Genomic DNA, 21090 nt, shown 5'->3' on the forward strand with positions numbered 1-21090 from the left:
CCGGCCAGACGACCGGCCAGACGATCAGACGCCGCCGCGAGCGACCGAGCCGATCAACTGGCGCTCCGTCTGGGTCATACTCAGCATGACCCACTGCACCTTGCCCCTGGTGATCAGGCCGACCATCTCCGGGTGCAGCTGGGTGAACCAGCTCTGCACGCTCACCAGCCCCAACGCGCTCGCCGCCGTCGCTGCCTCCGCTGCCGTCAGCCGCTGGAGCAGCACGATGTCGCTGCGGACCAGTGCGGTGGAGTCCCAACCGGCCAGGTCGTCGCGGACCACCAGGGTGGCCCGCCACGGCATACTGAGCCCCGGGTCAGGTCCGGTGACCGGGCCGGTGTCGACCACGACGAGCTGCGGTTCGGTCGGGTTGGCCGCGGCCGGCGGCGAGACACCCGGTGGCAGGAACGAGGCGATCTCCCGGCCGATGACGCAGCGCCGCAGGAAGGCGTCCCACTCCCGCTCGCGGCCCGTCTGGATGAACAGCCGGGCGCCGAGCGCGATGGCGCGGAAGGCGATCAGCTGGGCACTGCGGACACCGCCGGTCAGCATCAGCCGGGTCGGTTCGGCGCGGAACAGACGCAGCCCCACCGGCTCCTGCTGCCGGTTGCGACCGACCACAAGGCCACCGCCGCCGGCGACCAGGCGCAGGCCACCAACGGAAGCGGCGTCGGTGCGGTGCAACCCCATCCGGCTGTCGGGGAAAGCGACACTCTTCACCGCAGGAAACCTCCGAGCGGTAGCGTGGCGGCCACCCCGTGGGCGTGTTCGCCGTCGAGTCGTTGTAGCCGACCGCCGTGGCGGCGGACCGCCTCGTGCAGGGCCTGGTCGGCGGCGGCCAGGCCGGCCGGGTCGGTGCCCAACAGGCGGAAGGCCGCCTCCACGGCGAGGTCGTCGTCGGTCCGGCTGGCGGCGATCGACACCACGCCCCCGGCGGCGGGGAGCCCCCGCAGCAGCGAGTCGACCTCCCATCTGCGGCTGGGCCAGTCCAACAGCCGGTGGCAGCTCTGCCGGGCACCCAGGGTTGACCAGGCCCGCCAGGACTCGCGGGCGAGTGGCTGCTCGCCGACCCCGCCCGGCGCTGCGTCGGTCAGGTGGGTGAGGGCGGTGACCGCGGCGAGCACCTCGTCCCGGTTGAGCATCCGCGCGGTCACCCGCTCCTGCCGCAGCAGCCGCCGGGTCCGCCGAATCGCCCCGGTCAGCGTCGGGAGCAGGTCGCGGTCGGCGTGGAAGTCGGGGGTCCGCGCAGCCTGGAGCACCACCCACGCCTGCCGGCTGGCCGGCACGTCCCCGTTGGTCAGTTCCCGGTACGCCCGGTCCACCGCCGCCGCGCCGGGGCGGGCACGCGGCGTCGGGGTCACCTGGATCAGCAGCTGCACCACCACCGGCGGGGCCTTCCCGTCCGCCGGCGGCAGGAGCGCAGCGGGGGAGGGCAGGGCCTGCGGAGCGCTCATCAGCAGGGCGCCCTCGGTGGGGTCAACGTCGAAGACGACGCTCAGCCCGGCCGGGTGGGTCAGCAACACCACCGGCTGGTCGTCGATCTCAACTGTCTCCAGCTCGACACCGTGCCCCAGCTGGGCCAGGAGGTGCCGGGCCGGATCCGTGTCGACCGCGGGCAGCTGCCGGTGTCGCCTCCGGAAGCCCCACCAGACCGGCATCCACTGGTGCAGCCAGCGGCCACGGAACCGGATCGCCGTCGGGGCCAGCACCAGCACCGTCACGACGGCGACCACGGCGGTGAGCGCCACGCTGTGCCGCGTGGCGGCGAGCATCGCCGCCGCCCCGAACTGCCACGCCACCAGCTGGGCGACGGTGACACCACCGACCTGGAGTGGCGGCCGGTACGGGCGTACCCGCCGGGCTGCGGGGACGTCGGGCGTGGGCGGCACCCCGGCCGCGGTAGCGGCGGTGGCCGACGAGGCGGAGGCAGCCGGCAGCGGCGAAGCGGTCGGCGCGACGGCGGCTGACAGTGTCGCCGTGTTGGCCTGTACTGCCGCGTTGGCCTGTACCGCGGCGTTGGGTTGTGCGGCCACTGCTCCTTCTGGGGTGTAGACGGTGTTGGTAGTCGCCCGACCCGGCGCGCGGTGCGCGGCCCAGGCATGACCGGGCCCCCTGCCCGCCCGGCTCACCGGCGGTGCGGGTGTCGGCGCGTCGGCCTGCTGCCCTGCTGCCCCCCGTTGCTCGGGCGGCAGCTGCCGGGCCTGCTGGGCGGCCACATCCGGGTGGTGCCGCCAACCCGGTTCACCCGGCCGTGCCGCACCCGGATGAGTCACCTCACGTCCTCCTCAGCTGGGCCGACACCACTTAGCTATCGATCGCGACGCGGATGTCGGCCACCGTCACGGTACGCAGCTCGTCGAGGCCGGGGCGCTGGCCAGACTGGCGTAGCCGCTGTGCCTGGGCCTTGCGTACGCGTTCGAAGAGCTTGCGGGCCTCGCGGGCGTTGCCGAAGTTCTGGTCTCGCTCGATGGTGGCGAAGTGCGCCTGGATCAGCTCGGAAGCGCCGTCGGCGAGCAGGTACTCATCGCCGCCGGCAATCCGCTCCACGATGACGACCAGCTGCTCCGGACTGTAGTTGCCGAACTCGATGGTCTTGGCGAAGCGGGAGGCGAGACCCGGGTTCGCGTCGAGGAACTGGCGCATCTCGCCGGTGTAGCCGGCGGCGATGACGGCGACCTGATCGCGGTGGTCCTCCATCAGCTTGACCAGCGTGTCGATGGCTTCCTGGCCGAAGTCGCCGCCGCTGCCGAAGGAACGGGAGAGGGTATAGGCCTCGTCGATGAAGAGTACCCCGCCACGGGCCGCCTCGAATGCCGCGGCAGTCTTCTCCGCCGTGTGGCCCAGGTACTGGCCGACGAGGTCCCGCCGGGACACCTCCCGGAAGGCCCCACCCGGCAGCGCGCCGAGCGCCGCCAGCAGCTCGCCGTAGATACGGGCCACTGTGGTCTTACCGGTGCCCGGAGTGCCGGCGAAGATGAGGTGATGGCTGACCGTGCCGACCGGCAGCCCCGCGCTACGCCGCCACTCGTTCACCTGAATCTCGTCGGTGAGCGCGTGCACCTGCTCCTTCACCGACTCCAAGCCGACCATGGCCTCGAGCTCGGCGAGGAGCTGCTCGGTGCGTTCGGTGTCCTGCGGCTGCCCGGTCTGCGCCCCCTCAGCCCCGAAGGTGGCGCGCCGGTTGGCGACACTCTCCACGATGGTGGGCGTGGCGTCGGCCGCGACTTCGATGGCCGGTAGCGCGGTGTTCTCGGTGGTGCACTCCTCCACCGTGCCCTGGCAGCCACGGGCGAAGGAGACGGCCGGGCCCCGGGTGTCGCGGATTCGGCAGCGTCGCAGCACCGGAGCGCACTGGTGCACCACCGCGACACCGGCGTGACCGGTCTGCGAGATGTCGCAGGCCTCGATCGTCGGACGACCATACTGGTAGACGTAGATGCCACGGTTGCCGCAGCGGGTGATCGTGCTGGTGCGGATCGTCGGGGCAGCGCCGATCCGGATGATGATGCCGTCCTCGCTCAGGTCGCTGAACTCGCACCCCTCCACGGTGCCGTCGGAATCCTCGACGACCAGCCCGTAGCGAGCACCGTTGACCCGGCAGCGGGTCAAGGTGAACTCCGACCGATCGGCCACCGAGATCGCCGGGCCGAAGCCGGCGCTCAGCTCGCAGCCGGTCATCTGGAGTTTCGCCCGGTCAACCGCGACGACCGGTGCGTCTCCGGCCTTGAGGACCAGATCCCGCAGCTCCAGGCGAACCGAGTTGGCCGACACCGTCGGGTATTCCCCGGACGAGGCGTCGACGGTGACGGTGCCGGCGCCCTGCGCGGCAACGATGGTGACGGCGTGGTCGTTGACGAACAACGCCTCGTGGTAGGTGCCCGGACTGATCGAGACGACGGCGTCGGCATCGGCCGCCGCGAGCGCATCGCCGATGGACGGGTACGCGCCAGGCTGGTCCGGGGAGACGAGAAGGGTGCGCGTCATGGCTCCGGGCTTCATGCATCGGCGAAAGGGGGTACGCCGACGATAACCCAGTCGCTCGGGCCGGCGGGGGCCCGAGGACGCGGGCAGGAGGCGAGTCACCGCGAAGTGGGTATTGGCGTAGCGGAACCCGGGTCTTGCCAGGCGGCGAGTTACGAATGGTTAGCAACGGCAGGGGCATGCCGCAGTGGGTTGACCGTTAGGCTCGGTGCCGCACCAGGAAACAAAGAGCGGGAGGAACGATGGCCGCACCCCGGATGTTGCCACTCACCGCCGGCGCGCTGCTGGTCAATGGAACCGTCCATACACACACCTCGGTCCGGGGTGACCTCGCGCCCAACCTGCACCCGGTGATCCGGCGGTTCCTGGACGAGCTGCCGAGCGGCCAGCGGGAGCGGTTCGCCGGGTGGTGCGCCGAGGTCGTGCTCCTCTCCGACCGACTCTACGAGGCCGAGGCCGACGGCGGTTCGATCAGCCCGACCCAGGCACGGTCGTTGCTGTGGGGGGCGAACGTGTGGGTGACCCGAATCCGGGAGGAGGGTGACCCTCGCGACGAGGAGCAGCAGCCTCCCTGCCGATCGTGCGCGGCCCTGCTCGACTGGCTCGGAGTAGAGGGGCTGGCATGAACGACCGCTTCCCACCCCTGGTCACCGAGGCGCTTCAGGCCGCTGGCTGGGTTCCGGGCCGTCGTGATGACGATCGGGCTCAGCAGTGGGCGTTGCGGCTGGCTGCTGATGCCGCACCGGACGGCCGGCAGCACACGATCGTCCGTGCCGCTGTCGAGGCGTACGGCGAGTTCGGTGGCCTCCTGGTTCGTCCGCAGGGCGACGGAGAACAGATCGCACCCAGCACGTTCCACCTGGATCCGTTTCTGGTCGGCCGTTCGGTGGGCACCCTCGCCGAGCTCGCCGCGGCCATCGGGGCGCCGCTCACCCCGATTGGCGAGGAGGGCGACGGCGTCGGCATCCTGGCGGTCGACGAACCGGGGCGAGTGTTCGTGCTGGACCACGGCGGCGACTGGTACCTCGGCGCGGACCTCGATGAGGCGATCACCGCGCTGGTGCTGGGCCGGCAGCCCCACCGGGTACGCCAGGACGGAACGTGGTAGCTGACTGGCGGCCGGCGACACCGCTGGAGGAGACGCTGCTCGCCGCCGCCGTGGCCGGGGAACGAAGTTCGTTCCTGGCGGCGCTCGCCACCGGTCAACTGCTGCTGCCGGTGTCACCGGAGGCGACCGCCGGCGCGGCACCGATGCCGTGGCCGACGGGCCGGTACGACGGGGGAACCTATGTCATCGCGTTCACCTCACCCGAGGCGATCGCCGCCTGCCTGCCCGGCCAGTCGGTGAACTATCGCGCCCTCGGCATTCAGGACCTGGCCAGCGACTGGCCGGACGACGGCTGGCTGCTCGCGGTCAACGCCGGCCTGCCGGTCGGGACCCGAATCACCGCCGATGAGCTGCGCGTCGTTGCTGGGCCGGCCCTTGAGGCCGAACGGGAGCTGCGCCACGCGATCGATCAACAGGATCCGGACGCCCTGATGGCGGCACTGCTCCGCACGGAGCTGCTGCTCCCGATACGGCCAGGAGGGTCCGAGTCACGGGACCTGTCCGATCCGGAGTTTCCGTGGTGGTGCCTCCCGGACGAGCAGGGGCAGCCCGGCCTGCCGATCTTCACCGGCGAGGCGCGGCTGCGGCAGGCCCTCGGTGACCACGACGTCATCACGGTGAGCAGTCTTCAGCTGGCGGAGCAGTGGCCGGACCCAACATGGCAGCTCCTGCTGAACCCGGGGACACCACTGGCGGCGGCGCTGCCCGGTTCGGCTCTGCGGAACCTGTGTGACTGGCTCGGTCAGCTCCGGCAGGTGGTCACCGACGCCGCCGAGGAGGAGCGCCAGCGGCGAGAGCCGACCGCCGGTGTCGAGCCGGCCATGCCGGGTGTGCCAGCGTCGCGAACGGCACCGGAAGAGGACGACGCGGCGGATGAGCCCGACCCGGACCTGCCGATCCGGCTACAGCTGGTGATTCCACACCAGTACCTTTCCTCCTATCTGGAGGACGGCTACCAGCGCGCCGCCGGCCTCGTGCACGCCTGGGGTGGTCCGGGTCGGGACACCCCGGCCCGGATCTACCGGCGGCTCGGCCTCCTGGGCGAGGGTTCGCCGTTCGTGGAGTCCGACGAGTGGGTGGCCGTGCTGCGGTGGGATCCCGACGAGGCCACGCCCGAGGAGTGGGGGCAGGGTCAGCCGCGGATGGAGTCGCTGGTGGTGTCGGACGGGACGGGTCTGCACTGTCTGCACCGGGATGGCCGCGACGAGTTGTTGGCGTGTTTCGACGCGGCCACCGCGCGTTGGCTCCCGGCCGGAGCATCGGCTGGCTCGTGACCCGGGGCGCTCAGTCGGGGCGGCGCCAGGGTGAGTCGTCCGCTGGATCGGTGGGGTGGGCTGGTGGTCCGCTCTCTGATGGGTTGGTTGTTGCGGTGGGTGGCGACGCGAGCCCGGTGGCGGATGTCCGGGTCGCGGTGGCGGCTTCCATCGCGGGTGTTGTGGCTCGTCGTCGGCGTCGGTATCGCAGCAGGAGTAGCACGGGCGTCGCGATGAGGCCGAGGACGACGAGGATGAACGCGATCGAGAGCGCCATTACGAGGGCTTCGTTTTCCCCCGCCGGCCCCTGCGCCCGAGCTCGGGCGAGGGTCGGGTCGAGCTGGGGCTCTTGACTGGGGGCCTGGGTTCGGCTGGCGCGGCCGTCTGGTTCGCCGGTCAGGGCTGCGCGTAGGTCGAGTTGGCCCCAGCCATAGTCGAAGTCCTTGCCTGGTTTACCGGCGTCGCGGGTGGTTTCCACCATCCGTTTGAACAGATCCAGTGAGTTGAGGTTCGGGTACTTCGACTTGACCAGGGCGACCGCGCCGGAGACGAGCGCGGTGGCGCCGCTGTTTCCGGTGATTGTTGCGTACCCGCCGCCGGGTACTGCTTGGTAGAGGTCCTCGGCGGGTGCGGCGAGGTGGGTCTGCGCGGCGGGGAGTGAGGCGATGCTGCTGGGCATTCCGTCGCGGTCGGTGCCGGTTACCGCGAGGGAGCCGGGCAGGTTTGCCGGGCTGCCGATTGCCGCATTTTCCTTGTTGCCGACACCAGCGACGACGATCACGTTGTTCTGATATGCCCGTTCCACGGCCTGGCTGAGTTCGACGTTTTGTGGGCCGCCCAGGGAGATGTTGATGACGTCCACGTCCTGCTCGATCGCCCAGTGGATTCCTAGCGCGATTGCTTCCAGCGAGTAGTTCGACTTGCCTTCGGGTGCTCGCACGGTGATTGGCAGGATTTTGGCTTTGGGAGCGACGCCAAGCACTCCTTCATGGCCGCCGGGACCGTGTCCGTGCCCGGCGATTAGGGAAGCCATCGCGGTGCCGTGCCCGCTTCGGTCCTCGTGGCCGCTGGCCTGTTCGTCGAAGAAGTCTATGCCGGGTAGTACGTTGTTTTTGAGGTCGGGGTGGGTGGCGTCTACACCGGAGTCGATGACGGCGACGGTGATTCCTTCGCCTTGGGTGATCTTGTGCATGTCGGCTAGTTCGAGGGCGTCGAGGTGCCAGGCGTCCTTTCGGTCAGCGGCGGGTGCCGGCAGGACTGACACGCCGAGGGCCACTATGGCGCCGAGGGTTGCGGCGGCGATGGTGGTTGCCGGGCGGGGGGCGAGGCGCATTCGCGGGTACCTCCTCTGTGGCCATAGGCGGTCGGTTGGGTGGTCGTCACATGGTATGGGGCGGTCATCCCGGGGTTGGGCGACCGGCCCGTATTCGGTCAGCCTTGACCGAGGGCTTTGCCGTGGTGCCGTGGCTGGTTCTCTGCCGGTGCGTCGATGGTGCCGGCTGGGGCCGGGTCGGTGACCCAGAGTTCGTCGTCGCCTTCGCCGTATTTCCAGTTCTCCGTCTCTTCAGGGCGTGCTCTGGCGGGAGGACGGGGGGTGGTGGGGGCGCCCCGGCGACCGCCTAGCGATGGCGCGGGTCCCGTGGTGGGAGCTGGTCGGGTGCCGCCGGCCGCGGTCCGACCGGTGAGGGGGCTGCCGCCGTTTGGCGGGGTGGGGCGGCCGGTGGTCGGCGGCGGGGCGGGACGGCCGACGCTTGGGGAACTGGTGCGTGGGCCGGAGGCGGCGCGGCTGGTGCTGTGTTTGCCGCTGAGGTTCGGTGGCGGTGGTGTCGGGCGGGGTGGGATGCTTCCTGCGGGTGGTCGTCCGGTGCCTGTGTTGCCGGGCAGCGTGGCCTGGTTCGGTGTGGGGCCACGATGCGCCGGGCTACCGCCGGGCTTGCCCGTGTTGGGGGGCGCGGGCCGATTGGGTGCGGGGCCGCGGGCGTCGGGGTTGTTGGCTCCCGGCAGTGTCGTGCGGGGGGCGTTTGACGGGCGGGTGGTGGATGGCGTGGTCGGTTGTGCAGTCCCTGGGCTGCTGACGCCCCTAAGCACCGGCGGGGGCAGCGGCGCGGGCGCGGGTGTGGGTGTGGGCGAGATCGGCGGTGTGGCCGCCGGTGGGGGCCCGGGCGTCGGAGACGGCGCGGTCACGGTGCCGCCAGCGAGTCCGATGCCGTCGGACAGCTCCGGCGAGGAGGGCGGTGGCGTCACGTCGAGGCGGGCGAGCATCTCCGGCCGGCCACCGAGCAGGTTCGGCGCAGGCGGCCTCGGCCGGATCGGCGCGCTCGGCCGTTCTGGTCGCGGGGACTGCCCGGGATTGTATTCGGCTATGTTCGTCGGCCCCTTGTATTTACCCCCGCGGGAAATGTTCGAGATGTAGACATCTATGTAAAGCTCTGCCAGCGGCTTGACGATGTTCTTCGCGCGCTCGTGAAACTCCTTCTGCACCTCCGTATACGATTTTCCGTTGTTCAACCCAAAGATGTCGCCGAACTGAATGCCTTCGTCGGCTTTACGCTTTTGTGCTTGGTGCTTCTGCTCGGCCTGGTACGTCAGCCAGAGCTCGCGCATGTCCCGCTGGGTTTGTGCGATCTTGCTGGCGATCTGCTCCAGGCCGTTCGCGTTCTTGTCGGCGACGTCCTTCCACTCGTCCAGTGAGTAGAGGGCCGCTCCCACCTTGCTCATGAAGAGCTCGCCAGCTGGTGAGCGCCATTTGGCCCGGAGTCCATCGGCGTGTCGCTTCAGGTTCTCCCGGGTGCTCTGTAGCAGGATGCTCGTGCGGCGCCAGGTCTCAGCGAGGGCGACGGTGCGTTCGTCGCTTTCTCTACGGGCGTACTCCCACATCTGCTCGATGGTGACCCCATCCCACTGGGTGGGCTCATAGGGTGTGGACTGGGCGGCCTGGTCAGCGACGTAGTCGTCACCGCCGCCGGCGAATCCCGCCAGGGTTGGAGTCCATCCGTAGTACTGGTCTGTCATCCCCGCTCCTCAGCGCTCCCGTCCCGTGCCCGCCGTCAACCCCGCAGGTCGACATCCGGTGGGGTCACCTCGTCACCGTGCATCCGTTCATCATCGCCCTGGATCCGGTATGCGCCGGAGCCCTCACCGACCGTCTCCGGCTGATCCATCAGGGGAGCTTCCCCGGTGTTGCCGTCCAGGCCAACGCTTTGCTCGAGGTGGGTGACTGTCGAGCCGAAGGCCCCCGGTGGGAGCGAGTCGGTCGAGTTCCCGTGCTCGTTGTCGCCCTGCTGGACGCCGTTGTTGAGAGTCTGCTGCCCGTCAACTGTAGAGAAGGCATTGAGCACATCGGTGTTGGTGGCCTCGACTAGCGCGTCTTCAGTGAGGTAATCGGCAGAAATCGACATGGAAACGGTGCTGAGAGAGACCATGCCCTGCATCGCATCTTCGAGAAGGCGGATCACCGCCAGGCGGCTTTCGTCGTGCCGGCCCCGAAAGAACCGGCCCTCGTTCATTCCGCCCCCGCCGAACGGCGCCTGCACTTGGAGCATTGGGAGCACGCCACCCTGGTAGCTGGGTCGAAAGTTGGTCTCCAGCTCGTTCTGGATAGCCTGCGCGAAGTCTTTCAACTGCTGGATGTTGACGTCGATGTTCTCGCTGACGAGCCAGTCGTCGCCCATGATTCCTCCCCGATCATCCGTCTGCGAGCGGCGCATGTGTGCGTCCTGGCTGCGCATCTGTCTGATTAGGGCCTCTATCCGGATGGCGCAGGTTCTCAGCCGCAGGCTGAGTATCCACTCTGGTGGAGCTAGCGCCACCGCGCAACCCCGCCGGGTGCTCACACCTGGGACGGAAGGTCCAGCAACTGCACCAGGCGGGTGCCCTCCCGCCGGGTGACCAGCCAGCCCCGACCTGGTGGCAGTGGTCCGGGGCGTACGGTGCCGAGCAGCACCCCCTCCTCCCGGTTGCCGGACATGACGATGCCCGGGGTGCTGATCTCACGCAGCCGCATCAGCACCGGCTCGTAGAGGGCCCGGCTCGCGCCGCCGGTGCGGCGGGCGACGACCAGGTGCAGACCGATGTCCCGGGCCTGCGGCAGAAACTCCAGCAGCGGGGTCAGCGGATTGCTGCCCGCCCCGGCCACCAGGTCGTAGTCGTCCACCAGGACGTAGAGGTCGGGGCCTTTCCACCAGCTGCGAGCCCGCAGCTCGTCGGGCTTCACGTCGGCGGGGGGAAGCCGGTCCCGCATCACGGCGGCCACCTCGGCGATGATGTTCTCGGTGAGCTGCGCCGACGATCCATACCCGATCAGGTGCTCGGTGGTGATGTCGCCGAGCATGCTGCGGCGGTAGTCGACGAGAACCAGCCGAGCCTCGTTCAGCTCGTTGCGGTCGACGATCGTCTGTGCCAGCGCCCGCAGGAAGGTGCTCTTCCCGGACTCCCCGTCGCCGAAGACAAGGAAGTGCGGGTCGGTGGCGAAGTCCAGGTGCACCGGCTGGAGATCCACCTCGGCGATGCCGATCGGAATGCCGGGTCGCCCGGTGGCCGGCAGACTGCCAAACGGGACCACCGGCGGAAGGAGCCGGATCGGCGGAGCTCCCGGTCCCTCCCAGCTGGCGGCGAGGTCGTTGATCAGCTTGCGGGAACCCTCGGGTAGGCTCTCCGGTTCCTGAGAGCCGTCGGCGCGGGGCAGTGCGGCGAGGAGGTGTTGACCGTCGGGGGTGATTCCTCGACCGGGAGACTTCTCCGGCACGTTCATCGCGGCCCGCCGATCCAGCATGGAGTCGCCCGCATCCGCCAGCCAGAGCTCCAGTCGGGTGCCGAAGACATCCCGAACGGCAGGGCGCAGGTCCATCCAGCGTCCAGCGGTGACGATCAGGTGAATGCCGAACGAGAGCCCGCGGTTGGCGATGTCACTGATCGCCGGCTCGAGGTCCTCGAATTCGGTACGGATGGTGGACCAGCCGTCGATGACGAGGAAGACATCGCCGAAGGGGTCATCTGTGTGCTGGCCGTGCCGACGAGCGTGCCGGTACGCGGCCATCGAGTCCACCCCGCGCTCACCGAACCGTCGCTCTCGCTCGCCCATCAGCAGCTGCAACTCGGCGATCGTGCGCCGGACCAGACCAGCGTCGAGCCGGGTCGCCACCGCGCCGACGTGCGGCAGTCCGCGCAGTGAGGAGAGCGCGTTGCTGGCCAGGTCGAGGCAGTAGACCTGAGCCTCACGTGGCGTGTGGGTCAGCGCCAGCGAGGTGACGATCGTCCGCAGCAGGGTGCTCTTGCCGCTCTGCGGACCACCCACGATCACCGCGTGGCCGGCCGCGCCGGCCAGGTCAAACCAGAGCACGTCTCGACGCTGCTCGAACGGCTTGTCGACGATGCCGGTGGCCACCTGGAGCTCGCCCACCAGAGCAGCGTGCGCCACCGTCACTCCCCGGTCCGGGTCCGCGGTCAACGGTGGCAGGAGCTGATCCAGCGTCGGCGGCTCCGCGAGCGGGGGCAGCCACACCTGGTGGGCCGGCGTGCCCCGGCCGGTGAGCCGACCGACCAGGATGTCCAGCAGGCTGTCGCCGCCCGGTTCGGCCGGTTCCGGCGTCACCTCCGCTTCGGTAGGAGTCACCGGCGGCGCGACGTAGCTGGTGCCGTACTCCTGCACCCGCGCCTCGCTGTCCCCAGCAGCGACCGCCACCGCCATCTCGCTTCGGTAGGCGCCGGAGACGTACGCGGCCTTGAAGCGGACCAGCGGTTCGGTACCAAAGCGTAGGTATCCGTGGCCTGGTGAACGGGGCAGCTCGTACGCGTCGGTGGCGCCGAGCACCACCCGGCTCTCCATGGCGGAGAAGGTCCGCAGCCCGATCCGGTACGACAGGTGGGTGTCCAAACCCCGCAGCCGGCCCTCCTCCAGCCGCTGTGAGGCCAGTAGCAGGTGGACACCGAGCGACCGACCAACCCGACCAATCTGTACGAACATATCGATGAAGTCCGGCTTGGCGGTGAGGAGCTCGGAGAACTCGTCGCAGATGATGAGCAGGCTCGGCAGGGGAGCCAGGGGCGCTCCGGCGGCCCGGGCCTTCTCGTAGTCGCGCTGCGAGGCGTAGTTGCCGGCCGCGCGCAGCAACTCCTGCCGGCGTACCAGCTCACCGTTGATGGAGTCGGTCATCCGGTCAACCAGCGGCAGCTCGTCGGCGAGGTTGGTGATGACCGCGCTGGCGTGTGGGAGGGCATCCAAGCGGGTGAAGGTCGCGCCACCCTTGAAGTCGACCAGGACGAAGTTCAGGCTCTCCGAGCTGTGCGTGGCCGCGAGCGCCAGCACCAGCGTACGCAGCAGCTCGGACTTGCCGGAGCCGGTCGCACCGATCAGCAGGCCGTGCGGGCCCATGCCGTCCTGCGCGGACTCCTTGAGGTCGAGTTCGACCGAAGCACCGTCGGTACCCGTACCGATGGGCACCCGTAGCCGGTCCCGGTTCGGCCGGGGCTGCCAGGCCGCCTCCAGGTCGAACTCGTGTGGGTCGCCGATGTTGAGCAGCGCGGCCAGGCCCAGCTCGGCGGTGAGCGGACTGTCGCCGCCCCGGGAGGCAGCCGAGAGGCGTAGTGGGGTCAGCTGCATCGCGAGCGTCTCGATCTCCGTAATCCGGCACTGGTCTGCCCGACCAATCTCGGCGACACCATCCACAGTGGTACTCAGGAGCTTCAGGTCGGGGGTGACCTCCAGCACCAGCCGGGCGCGGTCCAGTAGCCGCGGTGCCGGGTTGGAGAGGTCGAGAAGGGTGACGCCCTCCACACCGCCGTCGGTCATCAGGTGGTCCGATCCGGCGGTGTCGCCGCCGTCGATGACGACCAGGACGTGCGGCCCGCCCACCTGAGCCGCTCCGCCGATGGAGCTGAACCGGGGCCGGCTGGCCAGCACGTCGTCGAGCATCGCCTCCAACCCGGCGACCGAGGATGTGACGAGCCTCAGCTGCCCCAGGGCGTCGGTGCGGCTCGGGTGCAGCGCGTGTGGGAGCCACTTTGTCCACTCCCACGCGTCCCGGCGATCAGCGGCGACACAGACCGCGACAAGCAGGTCGTCCGGTGCGTGAAAGGCGGCGGCCTGGGCGAGCACCGACCGGACCAGCCCTCGGACCGCATCGTCATCCCCGCGTAGGTGCACCCGGGCGAAGCCGTTGAGCGCCATGGTCACCGGTAGGTCCGGCACCTCCCCGTAGGTCGTCAGGAAGCGACGTAGCGCCAGGGCGCACATCGGCTCCAGCTTTTCCAACGCCGTTGCCGGCGGCGGTACCAGCGGGGTGGCCAGTTCCTGCGGGCCGAGCCCGATCCGGACTGTCCCGAAGTCAACGTCCGCTCGCCGGCGCTCCCACAACCGAGGTCCGATCGGCACAGACCACAGCAACTCTGGCTCCGGATGCCGGTAGTGAGCAGCGTCTCGCTGCTTTCGGACCGTCTTGAGTACCCGCCGGCGCTGCCGTGACAGGTGCGTCATGTACTCACGTCGCCTCTGGAGCATTTCTTGCTTGCTCGGACCACCCGAGTTGTTCGCGAGTTGGGAACCGAGCATCCCAATCGCGGAGAGACCGAAGAGACCTCCGGTGACATAGCCGAGGGTGCTGCCACCCCGGCCAGCGAACATCAGCGCCATTGCGAACGAACCGGCGAGCATCGGCAGCATCATCAACATCTGACCCCAGCCGCGCCCGCTCGGCCCGGGCACCTCCGGCGGCCCCTCCAGCAAGACCTCGCCGGACGGGTACTCCGGCTCCGGCTGCCGGGCCGGGCGCTTCACAACGACGGTGCTCACGTGTCAGACCTCCCCGCTGGGCCCGGACTCGACCGGATCGAACCGGTACCCACGCCACCGGCACATGGTAGGTAGCCTCTTTCCGTCATGACAGCCGCGGGCCCGGTCGGCCCGCTCCTCGTCCGAGGGGGCGTCAGTGGTCACCCAGGCCGGAACCGGACTCGCGCGCATCGCCGTCGTCACCCCAAACCGGCGGCTCGATCTCGCCCTGCCTGAGCATCTGCCACTGGTTGGGATGCTTCCCGCCGTGCTTCGGCAGGCAGAGGAGCACCCGTCGGACGGGACGGCACACGGCGGCTGGATGCTACGCCGGATCGACGGTACCGCTATCGATCTCCACCGTACGCTGGCGGCGCAGAACATCCGGGACGGAGAGACGCTGCACCTCGCACCGCGTCGCACCGAGTGGCCGGAACTCGCATACGACGATCTGATGGAGGCCGTCGCGGCTGGTGCCCGTCGCCGTGGGCTCGCCTGGAATCCACTCGCGACCCGGCTGACGGGTCCCATTGTCGCCAGTGCCCTGCTGCTGACTGGCCTGGCCGTCATCATCGCCACGGACGAGCCCGGCTGGCTCAGCGGTGTGGTTGCCCTCGGGGCCGCCGCGGGGCTGCTGTTGGCCGGGGTCGTACTCGCCCGGGCAATGGCGGACTCGCTCGCCGGGGCGGTGCTGGCCGCAGCCGGCCTGCCCTACGCCTTCGTCGGCGGGATCCTGGTGATCGGGACCGGGGAGTCCGTCTGGGCGCTCGGCGCGCCGCACGTGCTGCTCGGCTCCGCTGCCCTGCTCCTCACTGGCCTGCTCGGCGTCCTCGGAGTGGGTGACGCGACCCGGGTCTTCGTGGCGGCGGTCTACGCCGGGATCTGGGGCATGCTCGGCGGGCTTGTCGCCCTCGGCTCGATCGATGCGGTGCAGGGCGCGGCGATCGTGGTCAGCGCGGTGACCCTGCTGCTGCCGGCGGTGCCGTTGCTCGCCGTGCGGCTGGGCAAGGTGCCGATGCCGGCGCTGCCCCGGACCGCCGAGGACCTGCTGCGCGACGAGCCGCAGCCCCCTCGTGAGGTGGTCTACCAGGCCGTTGCCCGAGCCGACGAGATGCTCACCGGCATGATCTTCGGCTCGGTCGTGGTCACCGTCAGTTGCCTGGTCGTGCTGACCGCAGCGGGCTCGATCCCCGCCCTGGTGCTGACCGGAGTCGTTGCTCTCGGCTACCTGCTGCGGGCCCGGCTGGTGCCGACCGTCCGGCACCGGGTGCCGATGCTCGCCGGGGGGCTGGTCGGGTTCGCCCTGCTTGCCCTGGTTGGCGCGGCGGATGCCGGAACGGCGGTCCGCGTGTTGGCGGTCCTGCCGGTGGCGATGGTCGCCGCCGGGATCTCGGTCAGCGCCGGGCTCGCCTACAGCCGACGGGCCCCGTCGCCCCGGCTGGCCCGGATCGGGGACGTTCTCGACATCCTGGTGCAGCTCGCGGTGGTGCCGGTGGCGTGCAGCGTGCTGGGCCTGTACGCGTTCATGCGCGCGCTGAACGGCTGACCGGGGCGGCTAGTTGTCGGTCCGCCAGGTGAGGTCGCTGGCTGCGGGCATTCGTCCACCGCGAATGAGGGCGATGATAGCGGTGTCGATGTCTGGGCCGATGAAGAAGTCGTCGGCCCAATGTAGTTGGAAGACCCGCCCCTGAGCGTCCATGACAAGCTCGGAGGGGCCGTCGGCATTGTTGCCGAGAGGGAAGACGGGATTGTTGAACTCCTCAGCGAAGATCTCGGAGCAGTCGGCTAGGACCCCCCCAGTCCTGGTGGGTTGGATGCCGCTGGCGAATCCGGCGCCGGGTTCCCCACTTCTGCCCAACTGGGGAAGGATGAGTCCACCGAACTCGATTAGGGCAGCCCGCACGGCGGGGAAGCACTCCAAGCCGGCGAGCTCGTCGGCGAAGCGAGCCAGCCAGAGGTCGACGGCGGCGGTCATGTCCCGACCGGGGAACCATCCGGCCTGGTCCAAGACCTCACGCACGTCGGGTGGAAAGCGACCCTCGGCCGCGTGGTACTTCCCATACCACTCAGCAATTTCCTGATTGGATAGCGGCGGCCAGCTCGACAGTCTTCCGGTTCCCCGGTCGATTACCACGGTGGGCTGTCCGGTTGCTGACGGTGGCTTGGGCGTTCCGTCCGGTGCAAACCGCAGGGGTTCGCGGCGGGAGGCGACAAAGCCGAGGTCGAACTCGTAGAAGTCGACCTCTGGGGGCGGGCCGGGCCGGCCGGCGGCGGCCCACCGCCGGGCGCGAGCCAGCGCCTCGTCACGGCTGATCATCGGAACTCCTCGGGCGGCTGGAGGTGTGGCCGCCGGCCCGAGCCGGGTGCCGGACCCACGGTTGTCGTCGCGGTGCCTATCGTAGGCGTCGCGGTCCGACTCCGAGTTTGTGCCGGCCGTACGCAAGGGGAGGTGCCATGCCATCGCGGCGGGACCAGGTCCAGTCGTACCAGTTCTTCGTCCAGCGGATGACCTCCGCGCTCGTGGCCCGGGAGCCCGATCCGGCGACCGCCGCGCCGTTTCGGCGGCTCGGCGGTGCCGGCTTCGCGAGCATCATGGTGGCCGTGCTCTGCCTTGCCGCGGTGGGCGTCTACGGGCTGCTGCGCCCAGGTGGCGCCACCAAGTGGAAGGAGGAGTCAGCGGTCATTCTGGAGAAGGAGACCGGCAGTCGGTACATCTACCAGGAGGACCGGCTGTACCCGGTGATCAATTACTCGTCTGCGCTGCTGGCGTTGGGATCGGCGGCGCAGACGGTCTCCGTCTCCCGGAACTCGTTGGTCGGCACCCCACGCGGCACCCGGATCGGCATTCGGGACGCACCGGACGCGCTGCCCGACCCGAAGCGGCTCCTCTCCGGGCCGTGGACGCTCTGCACCCAGCTGGCCCATGACTCGGCGGGTGGTGCCGTCGCCACCACGGTGCTCACCGTCGGCGCGGCCCCCAGCGGTGGGCGGGAGATGGACGAGGCCGCGCTCCTGGTTCGCGATACCGCGACGAACCGGCTGCACCTGATCTGGCAGGACCACCGGTATGAGATCCGTGACGAAAATGTCGTCCTTGAAGGACTCACCATGACCACGGAGCCCGTGGTCGAGGTGGGCGGAGCGTGGTTGAACGCGCTACCGGCGGGTGAGTCCATCGGGATTTCGGAGGTAGTCGATCGGGGTGAGCCGTCACGCGCACTGCAGGACGCCCGGATCGGCCAGATCTTCGTCGTGGAAAGCCAGAATGGCGGCCGTCAGTACTACCTCGCAGAGCGGGATCAGCTACGGTCGCTGACCCAGCTTCAGGCCGAGGTGCTGTTGGCCGACCCGAAAGCCACGCGTGCGTACCCGGATGGGTCACCACCTGAGCCGATCTCGCTCCCGGCCGGTGTCGCCGCGTCGGCCCAAAAGGCGCCGCCAGTGGCCGAGGGGAGTCACCGCGCACCCGCAGAGCGTCCGGAGATCGTCCAGCTCCGCGGCGATGAACCGGCTGTCTGCGCCGTCTACCAACCGGGGCAAAGCGAGCCGACCCTGCTGCTGGAGGGGCGGGTGCGGCCGGAAGAGGGACTGCTACGAACGGCCGAGCAGACCAGTGCGGGGATTCCCCTCGCTGACCGGGTGGTGGTTGAGCCGGGGCACGGCGTGCTGGTTGAGGCGATGCCGGCACCGGAGGCGCCGACAGGTGCCCTGAGCCTGGTTACCGACCTCGGTTACCGATATCCGTTGCCGTCGAACGAGGTGGCGGGATTGCTTGGCTACGGCGGCGTGCAGCCCGTTGAAATGCCGGCGAGCCTGGTCGTCCGACTTCCCGCCGGCCCCGTGCTCGACCCGACCGCCGCGAAGCAGGCGCTCGGTCCAGAGCTCCCACAGTAGAGTCTCGTGGTGTCGGCCTAGCTGGCCTAGCGCGGGCTGGACATAGCCCGTTACGGTTCGTGTGGAACGCGGTGCGAGCGCACCGTAACAAGGCTGCCTCCACCAATGTGGGGCGATCGATGAGGACGGGGGTGACTCCACCGTGACGATGCGTACCGACACCGGCCTGATGGTGAAGACCGAGGGTGACGTAGACGCCGTCGCCGACCGGCTCACCAGCAATCTGAACCAGCTGATGGACCAGCTGGCGCCGCTGTACGACCAGTGGAAGGGTGCTGGTGCGGGCTCGTTCCAACAGGTTCGCCAGCGGTTCGACCAGGATATGGCGCGGCTGAACGTAGCGCTGCGAGCGATCGCCGAGGCCGTCGGGTCCGCCGGTAAGGACTACGACGTGGCCGATGACGAGATCAAGTCCGACATGGATGCTGCTGGCGCTACGGCCGGAAAGATCACCACAGCGCTGAAGCTCTGACGGGGGAAGGAGTTTCCGAAATGGAAATTCGATACAACTTCGGTGCCTTGAACGCCGCAGCGGACAGCTGCGGCACCAGCCTAAAGAACCTCAACGGTGAGCTCGACGGGCTCAAGTCCGGCATTGCGCCACTGCTCGCGACCTGGGACGGTGAGGCCCGCGACGCGTACTTCCGGCGGCAGAGCGACTGGGAAGCGGCGGCGAACGATCTGCGTGATCTGCTCGGTCGAATCGAGAGGGCGCTGCGCGACTCTGCGGCCAAGATGCAGGCCCGCGAGGCCGCAAACCGGGCGAAGTTTGGCGACTGAGCCCAATTGGATGTTCCAATGGCCCGGTCCTGTGCCGGGCCATCGGCATTTCTCGGCCTAGCGAGCAGGCCCGGCGGAGCGGCGGCGGTTTCGGGGCCGGCCGTCAGCCGCGGGGCAGCGACGTGGGTACCCGGAAGAACGCCTCCTCGGGATCGTCGATCTCCGGGCCTGAGGGCGGCGGCTCCCCGGGTCGGATTGGGTGCCAGCGGAGGCGGCGTCCTCGCGGCAGGAGTAAAACCGTCGCGCCGATAGCAAGTGCCAACACCGCCACCGACAGCCCGCCCCAGAGCGCAACACGGCCGAGGACGTGCCATCGTTGCGCCCGCTCCAGCGCTACCGCGTCGTAGGGCGGGTCGGGCAACGGGGCCGGGGCGACCGGTGCTGCGGTGCTCAGCCGCTCGGTGACCGCCCGGTAAGGGTTCAGCACGCCCTGCCCATAGCCCTGCCCCGGACCTCCGCGCGCCGGGTCCGCAGTGGCGAGTAGCCGGCGAGAAACCTGCGTAGCCGACAGCTCCGGCTCGGCGGCTCGGATCAGGGCAGCCGTCGCACTGACCAGTGGGGTCGCGAAGCTGGTGCCGCTCCAGATGGCGTGTCCGTTCACGCGGGTGGCCGCCACCACCCCACCACCAGGAGCCACCAGATCAACGTACGGCCCGACCTGTGACTGCTCCACCCGTGCGCCCTGCTGATCGATCGCGCCGACTCCAATCACACCGTCGTACGCGGCGGGGTATGGCACCGGGTCGGATTGCTCGCCGTTGCGGTGCAGGTTTCCGGCGGCGGCCACCAGGACCACGTCCCTCTCCCGGGCGTAGCGGATTGCGCCTTCGACGTCGGGGTCGGGGCGGTAGAGCGTCACCGACATGTTGACCACATCCGCGCCATCGTCAACCGCCCGCCGGATGGCCTGTGCGAAGATCTCCGTGGAGACGCTCTCGCCTGGGGTTTCGCCGCCCCCGCTTCCGGCTTGTTCGCTGACTCGGATCGGGAGGATCGTCGCATCCGGGGCCAGGCCGTGGAAGCCGATGCCCTCCTGTGGGCGGGCGGCGATGAGGCTCGTGACCGCGGTGCCGTGCGAGACACAGTCGATATCACCACCGCTGGTTCCACGTAGGGCGTCAAAGCCGTTGGCGACCTGACCGTTCAGCTGCGGATGGTCGCCGTCGGACCCTGAGTCGACGACCGCCACCCTGACTCCGGCGCCGGTGCTGAACGGCCACACCCGTTGTGGGGTAAGCCACTGCTGGTGCCAGGATGCGTCACTGATGACCTGACCTGGTGCACTCGGGTTGGCGCAGACCGACGCAGCTGCCGCCGCTCCGGTTGGAAGCATCAGGGCGGTCGAGCTGATCAGGGCTACGAGTAGGACGCTGGTCGGCGTACGACGATTGAAGAGCATGCCGCGTCACCTCCCGTCCGCACGGTGCCGCTGCATACTAACGATTCTTGGGTAGGCGTCAGGGTCCCCCGCGCCGCACGGAGTTCAGTATCGTTGGGTCAGCCACCCCATTGGACAGACGGTGGCAGCACATGGACGTGCAGGGGGAGGACGCCATGGACATTCAGGCACTGCGTGCGCGCGCAGATGAGCTGATGAACCAGTTCGAGCGGATGCGCTCGGGCGTGGGAGGTCTCCAACAGCGGCTAAAAGAAGTAAATGCGACTGTCACGTCGGACGACGGTTTTGTCACGGTCACCGTGGGCCCGCGTGGTCACGTAGCCAAGGTGGAATTCGACCCACGTCTCTATCGGCGGCCGAACTCGAAGGAGCTCTCCGCGACCGTGACGGCCACGATCCAGCGGGCTACTGAGAAGGCTCTGGCCGAGGTTGAGGAGCTACTCCGGCCCTTCGTGCCGGACAGCCAGTTCCAGGCCTACCTGGACCATGACCTAACAGGCATCTTTGGTCAGCTCGAGCGTGAGCTTCCGCGGGAGGGGGATCGATGACCGATGCAGCCGAGACCTTTGTGCATCCAGAGGGCGTGCGAGCTGGGGCGGGCCAGCTCGGTGCCGCCGGCTCGATGCTCGCCCGACGTTGGGCGCAGCACGCGGCCACTATCGAGATGCTGAACGGCAACAGCCCCTGGGGTGCCGATGAGTATGGCAAGGAGTTCAACAAGCACTACCTGGGGGGTGACGCAATCGCCACCACCGTTCTCGACGGCGGTCAGACAATTGTGGAGCGTGTGCAGCTCCTCGGCCCCATTGTGAGCAGTGCGGTTGACGGCACCGTCGAGATGGACGAGGCAGTCAGGACAATGTTTGGCAGCGACGACACCTAGCTTGAAATCCTCTCGGTCAAGTAGGGA

18 protein-coding genes are annotated in these 21090 nt (G+C 69.3%); 9 read left to right on the top strand and 9 right to left on the bottom strand.

Annotation, left to right across the window (positions count from 1 at the left end):
- Positions 1 to 24: 24 nt before the first annotated feature.
- The 3 genes from STROP_RS02350 to STROP_RS02360 are packed head-to-tail and all read right to left on the bottom strand — an operon-like array spanning position 25 to position 3984.
- The gene (locus STROP_RS02350; RefSeq protein WP_011904384.1) at positions 25 to 720 is read right to left on the bottom strand and encodes a hypothetical protein; all 696 of its coding nucleotides are present in this window, start codon (positions 718 to 720) and stop codon (positions 25 to 27) included.
- The gene (eccE, locus tag STROP_RS02355) at positions 717 to 2273 is read right to left on the bottom strand and encodes a type VII secretion protein EccE (RefSeq protein ID WP_011904385.1); all 1557 of its coding nucleotides are present in this window, start codon (positions 2271 to 2273) and stop codon (positions 717 to 719) included. The genes STROP_RS02350 and eccE overlap by 4 nt, the downstream gene beginning before the upstream one ends.
- 31 nt (positions 2274 to 2304) lie before the next feature.
- Positions 2305 to 3984, bottom strand: coding sequence for a right-handed parallel beta-helix repeat-containing protein (locus STROP_RS02360; protein ID WP_187151572.1), 1680 nt, complete (start codon positions 3982 to 3984; stop codon positions 2305 to 2307).
- 254 nt (positions 3985 to 4238) lie between these two features.
- Here STROP_RS02360 and STROP_RS02365 point away from each other — a divergent pair, with 254 nt between their 5' ends.
- From STROP_RS02365 to STROP_RS02375, 3 genes are read left to right on the top strand one after another with little or no spacing between them, the layout of a single operon-like run.
- Positions 4239 to 4607, top strand: coding sequence for a YwqJ-related putative deaminase (locus STROP_RS02365; RefSeq protein WP_026275199.1), 369 nt, complete (start codon positions 4239 to 4241; stop codon positions 4605 to 4607).
- On the top strand, positions 4604 to 5089 hold the full coding sequence (locus STROP_RS02370; protein ID WP_011904388.1) for an SUKH-3 domain-containing protein: 486 nt from the start codon (positions 4604 to 4606) through the stop codon (positions 5087 to 5089). Before STROP_RS02365 ends, STROP_RS02370 begins: the two co-directional genes overlap by 4 nt.
- Positions 5083 to 6363: an SseB family protein gene (locus tag STROP_RS02375; RefSeq protein ID WP_011904389.1), complete on the top strand. Its 1281-nt coding sequence runs from the start codon at positions 5083 to 5085 to the stop codon at positions 6361 to 6363. The genes STROP_RS02370 and STROP_RS02375 overlap by 7 nt, the downstream gene beginning before the upstream one ends.
- A 10-nt stretch (positions 6364 to 6373) precedes the next feature.
- Here the strand turns inward: STROP_RS02375 and mycP (STROP_RS02380) are convergent, their stop codons facing one another.
- The 4 genes from mycP (STROP_RS02380) to STROP_RS02395 form a co-directional block, all read right to left on the bottom strand.
- Positions 6374 to 7675, bottom strand: coding sequence for a type VII secretion-associated serine protease mycosin (mycP, locus tag STROP_RS02380; RefSeq protein ID WP_011904390.1), 1302 nt, complete (start codon positions 7673 to 7675; stop codon positions 6374 to 6376).
- A gap of 98 nt (positions 7676 to 7773) precedes the next feature.
- Positions 7774 to 9354, bottom strand: a complete 1581-nt coding sequence (locus tag STROP_RS02385; protein ID WP_011904391.1) for a WXG100-like domain-containing protein — start codon at positions 9352 to 9354, stop codon at positions 7774 to 7776.
- A gap of 35 nt (positions 9355 to 9389) precedes the next feature.
- Complete coding sequence (locus tag STROP_RS02390) at positions 9390 to 10013, bottom strand: hypothetical protein (protein WP_043535121.1); 624 nt, start codon at positions 10011 to 10013, stop codon at positions 9390 to 9392.
- Between the two features lie 158 nt (positions 10014 to 10171).
- A complete protein-coding gene (locus STROP_RS02395) occupies positions 10172 to 14128 on the bottom strand; it encodes a type VII secretion protein EccC (protein WP_011904393.1) in 3957 nt (1318 codons plus the stop codon).
- A gap of 136 nt (positions 14129 to 14264) precedes the next feature.
- On the opposite strand from STROP_RS02395, the gene eccD reads away from it, so the two are divergent.
- Complete coding sequence (gene eccD, locus STROP_RS02400) at positions 14265 to 15653, top strand: type VII secretion integral membrane protein EccD (protein ID WP_011904394.1); 1389 nt, start codon at positions 14265 to 14267, stop codon at positions 15651 to 15653.
- 9 nt (positions 15654 to 15662) lie between these two features.
- On the opposite strand, the gene STROP_RS02405 is transcribed toward eccD, so the two are convergent.
- Positions 15663 to 16424, bottom strand: coding sequence for an SUKH-3 domain-containing protein (locus STROP_RS02405; protein ID WP_011904395.1), 762 nt, complete (start codon positions 16422 to 16424; stop codon positions 15663 to 15665).
- 137 nt (positions 16425 to 16561) lie between these two features.
- Between STROP_RS02405 and eccB the strand changes: the two genes are divergently transcribed.
- The 3 genes from eccB to STROP_RS02420 all read left to right on the top strand — a co-directional run bounded on the left by eccB (position 16562) and on the right by STROP_RS02420 (position 18781).
- Entirely contained in the window at positions 16562 to 18001 is a 1440-nt protein-coding gene (gene eccB / locus STROP_RS02410; protein ID WP_011904396.1) for a type VII secretion protein EccB, read from the top strand.
- Positions 18002 to 18143: 142 nt separating this feature from the next.
- Entirely contained in the window at positions 18144 to 18473 is a 330-nt protein-coding gene (locus STROP_RS02415) for a WXG100 family type VII secretion target (RefSeq protein ID WP_011904397.1), read from the top strand.
- A gap of 20 nt (positions 18474 to 18493) precedes the next feature.
- Positions 18494 to 18781 carry a WXG100 family type VII secretion target gene (locus tag STROP_RS02420; protein WP_011904398.1) on the top strand — a complete coding sequence of 96 codons (288 nt, stop codon included), beginning with the start codon at positions 18494 to 18496 and terminating at the stop codon, positions 18779 to 18781.
- Between the two features lie 103 nt (positions 18782 to 18884).
- On the opposite strand, the gene mycP (STROP_RS02425) is transcribed toward STROP_RS02420, so the two are convergent.
- On the bottom strand, positions 18885 to 20180 hold the full coding sequence (mycP, locus tag STROP_RS02425) for a type VII secretion-associated serine protease mycosin (RefSeq protein WP_011904399.1): 1296 nt from the start codon (positions 20178 to 20180) through the stop codon (positions 18885 to 18887).
- 155 nt (positions 20181 to 20335) lie between these two features.
- Here mycP (STROP_RS02425) and STROP_RS02430 point away from each other — a divergent pair, with 155 nt between their 5' ends.
- Both STROP_RS02430 and STROP_RS02435 read left to right on the top strand, forming a co-directional pair.
- Positions 20336 to 20728 (top strand): YbaB/EbfC family nucleoid-associated protein, encoded by a 393-nt coding sequence (locus STROP_RS02430; protein ID WP_187151602.1) that lies wholly within the window; start codon positions 20336 to 20338, stop codon positions 20726 to 20728.
- Positions 20725 to 21063 (top strand): hypothetical protein, encoded by a 339-nt coding sequence (locus STROP_RS02435; protein ID WP_011904401.1) that lies wholly within the window; start codon positions 20725 to 20727, stop codon positions 21061 to 21063. The genes STROP_RS02430 and STROP_RS02435 overlap by 4 nt, the downstream gene beginning before the upstream one ends.
- Positions 21064 to 21090 lie beyond the last annotated feature (27 nt).

The organism is Salinispora tropica CNB-440, from assembly GCF_000016425.1.
In the GTDB taxonomy this organism is placed as follows: domain Bacteria; phylum Actinomycetota; class Actinomycetes; order Mycobacteriales; family Micromonosporaceae; genus Micromonospora; species Micromonospora tropica.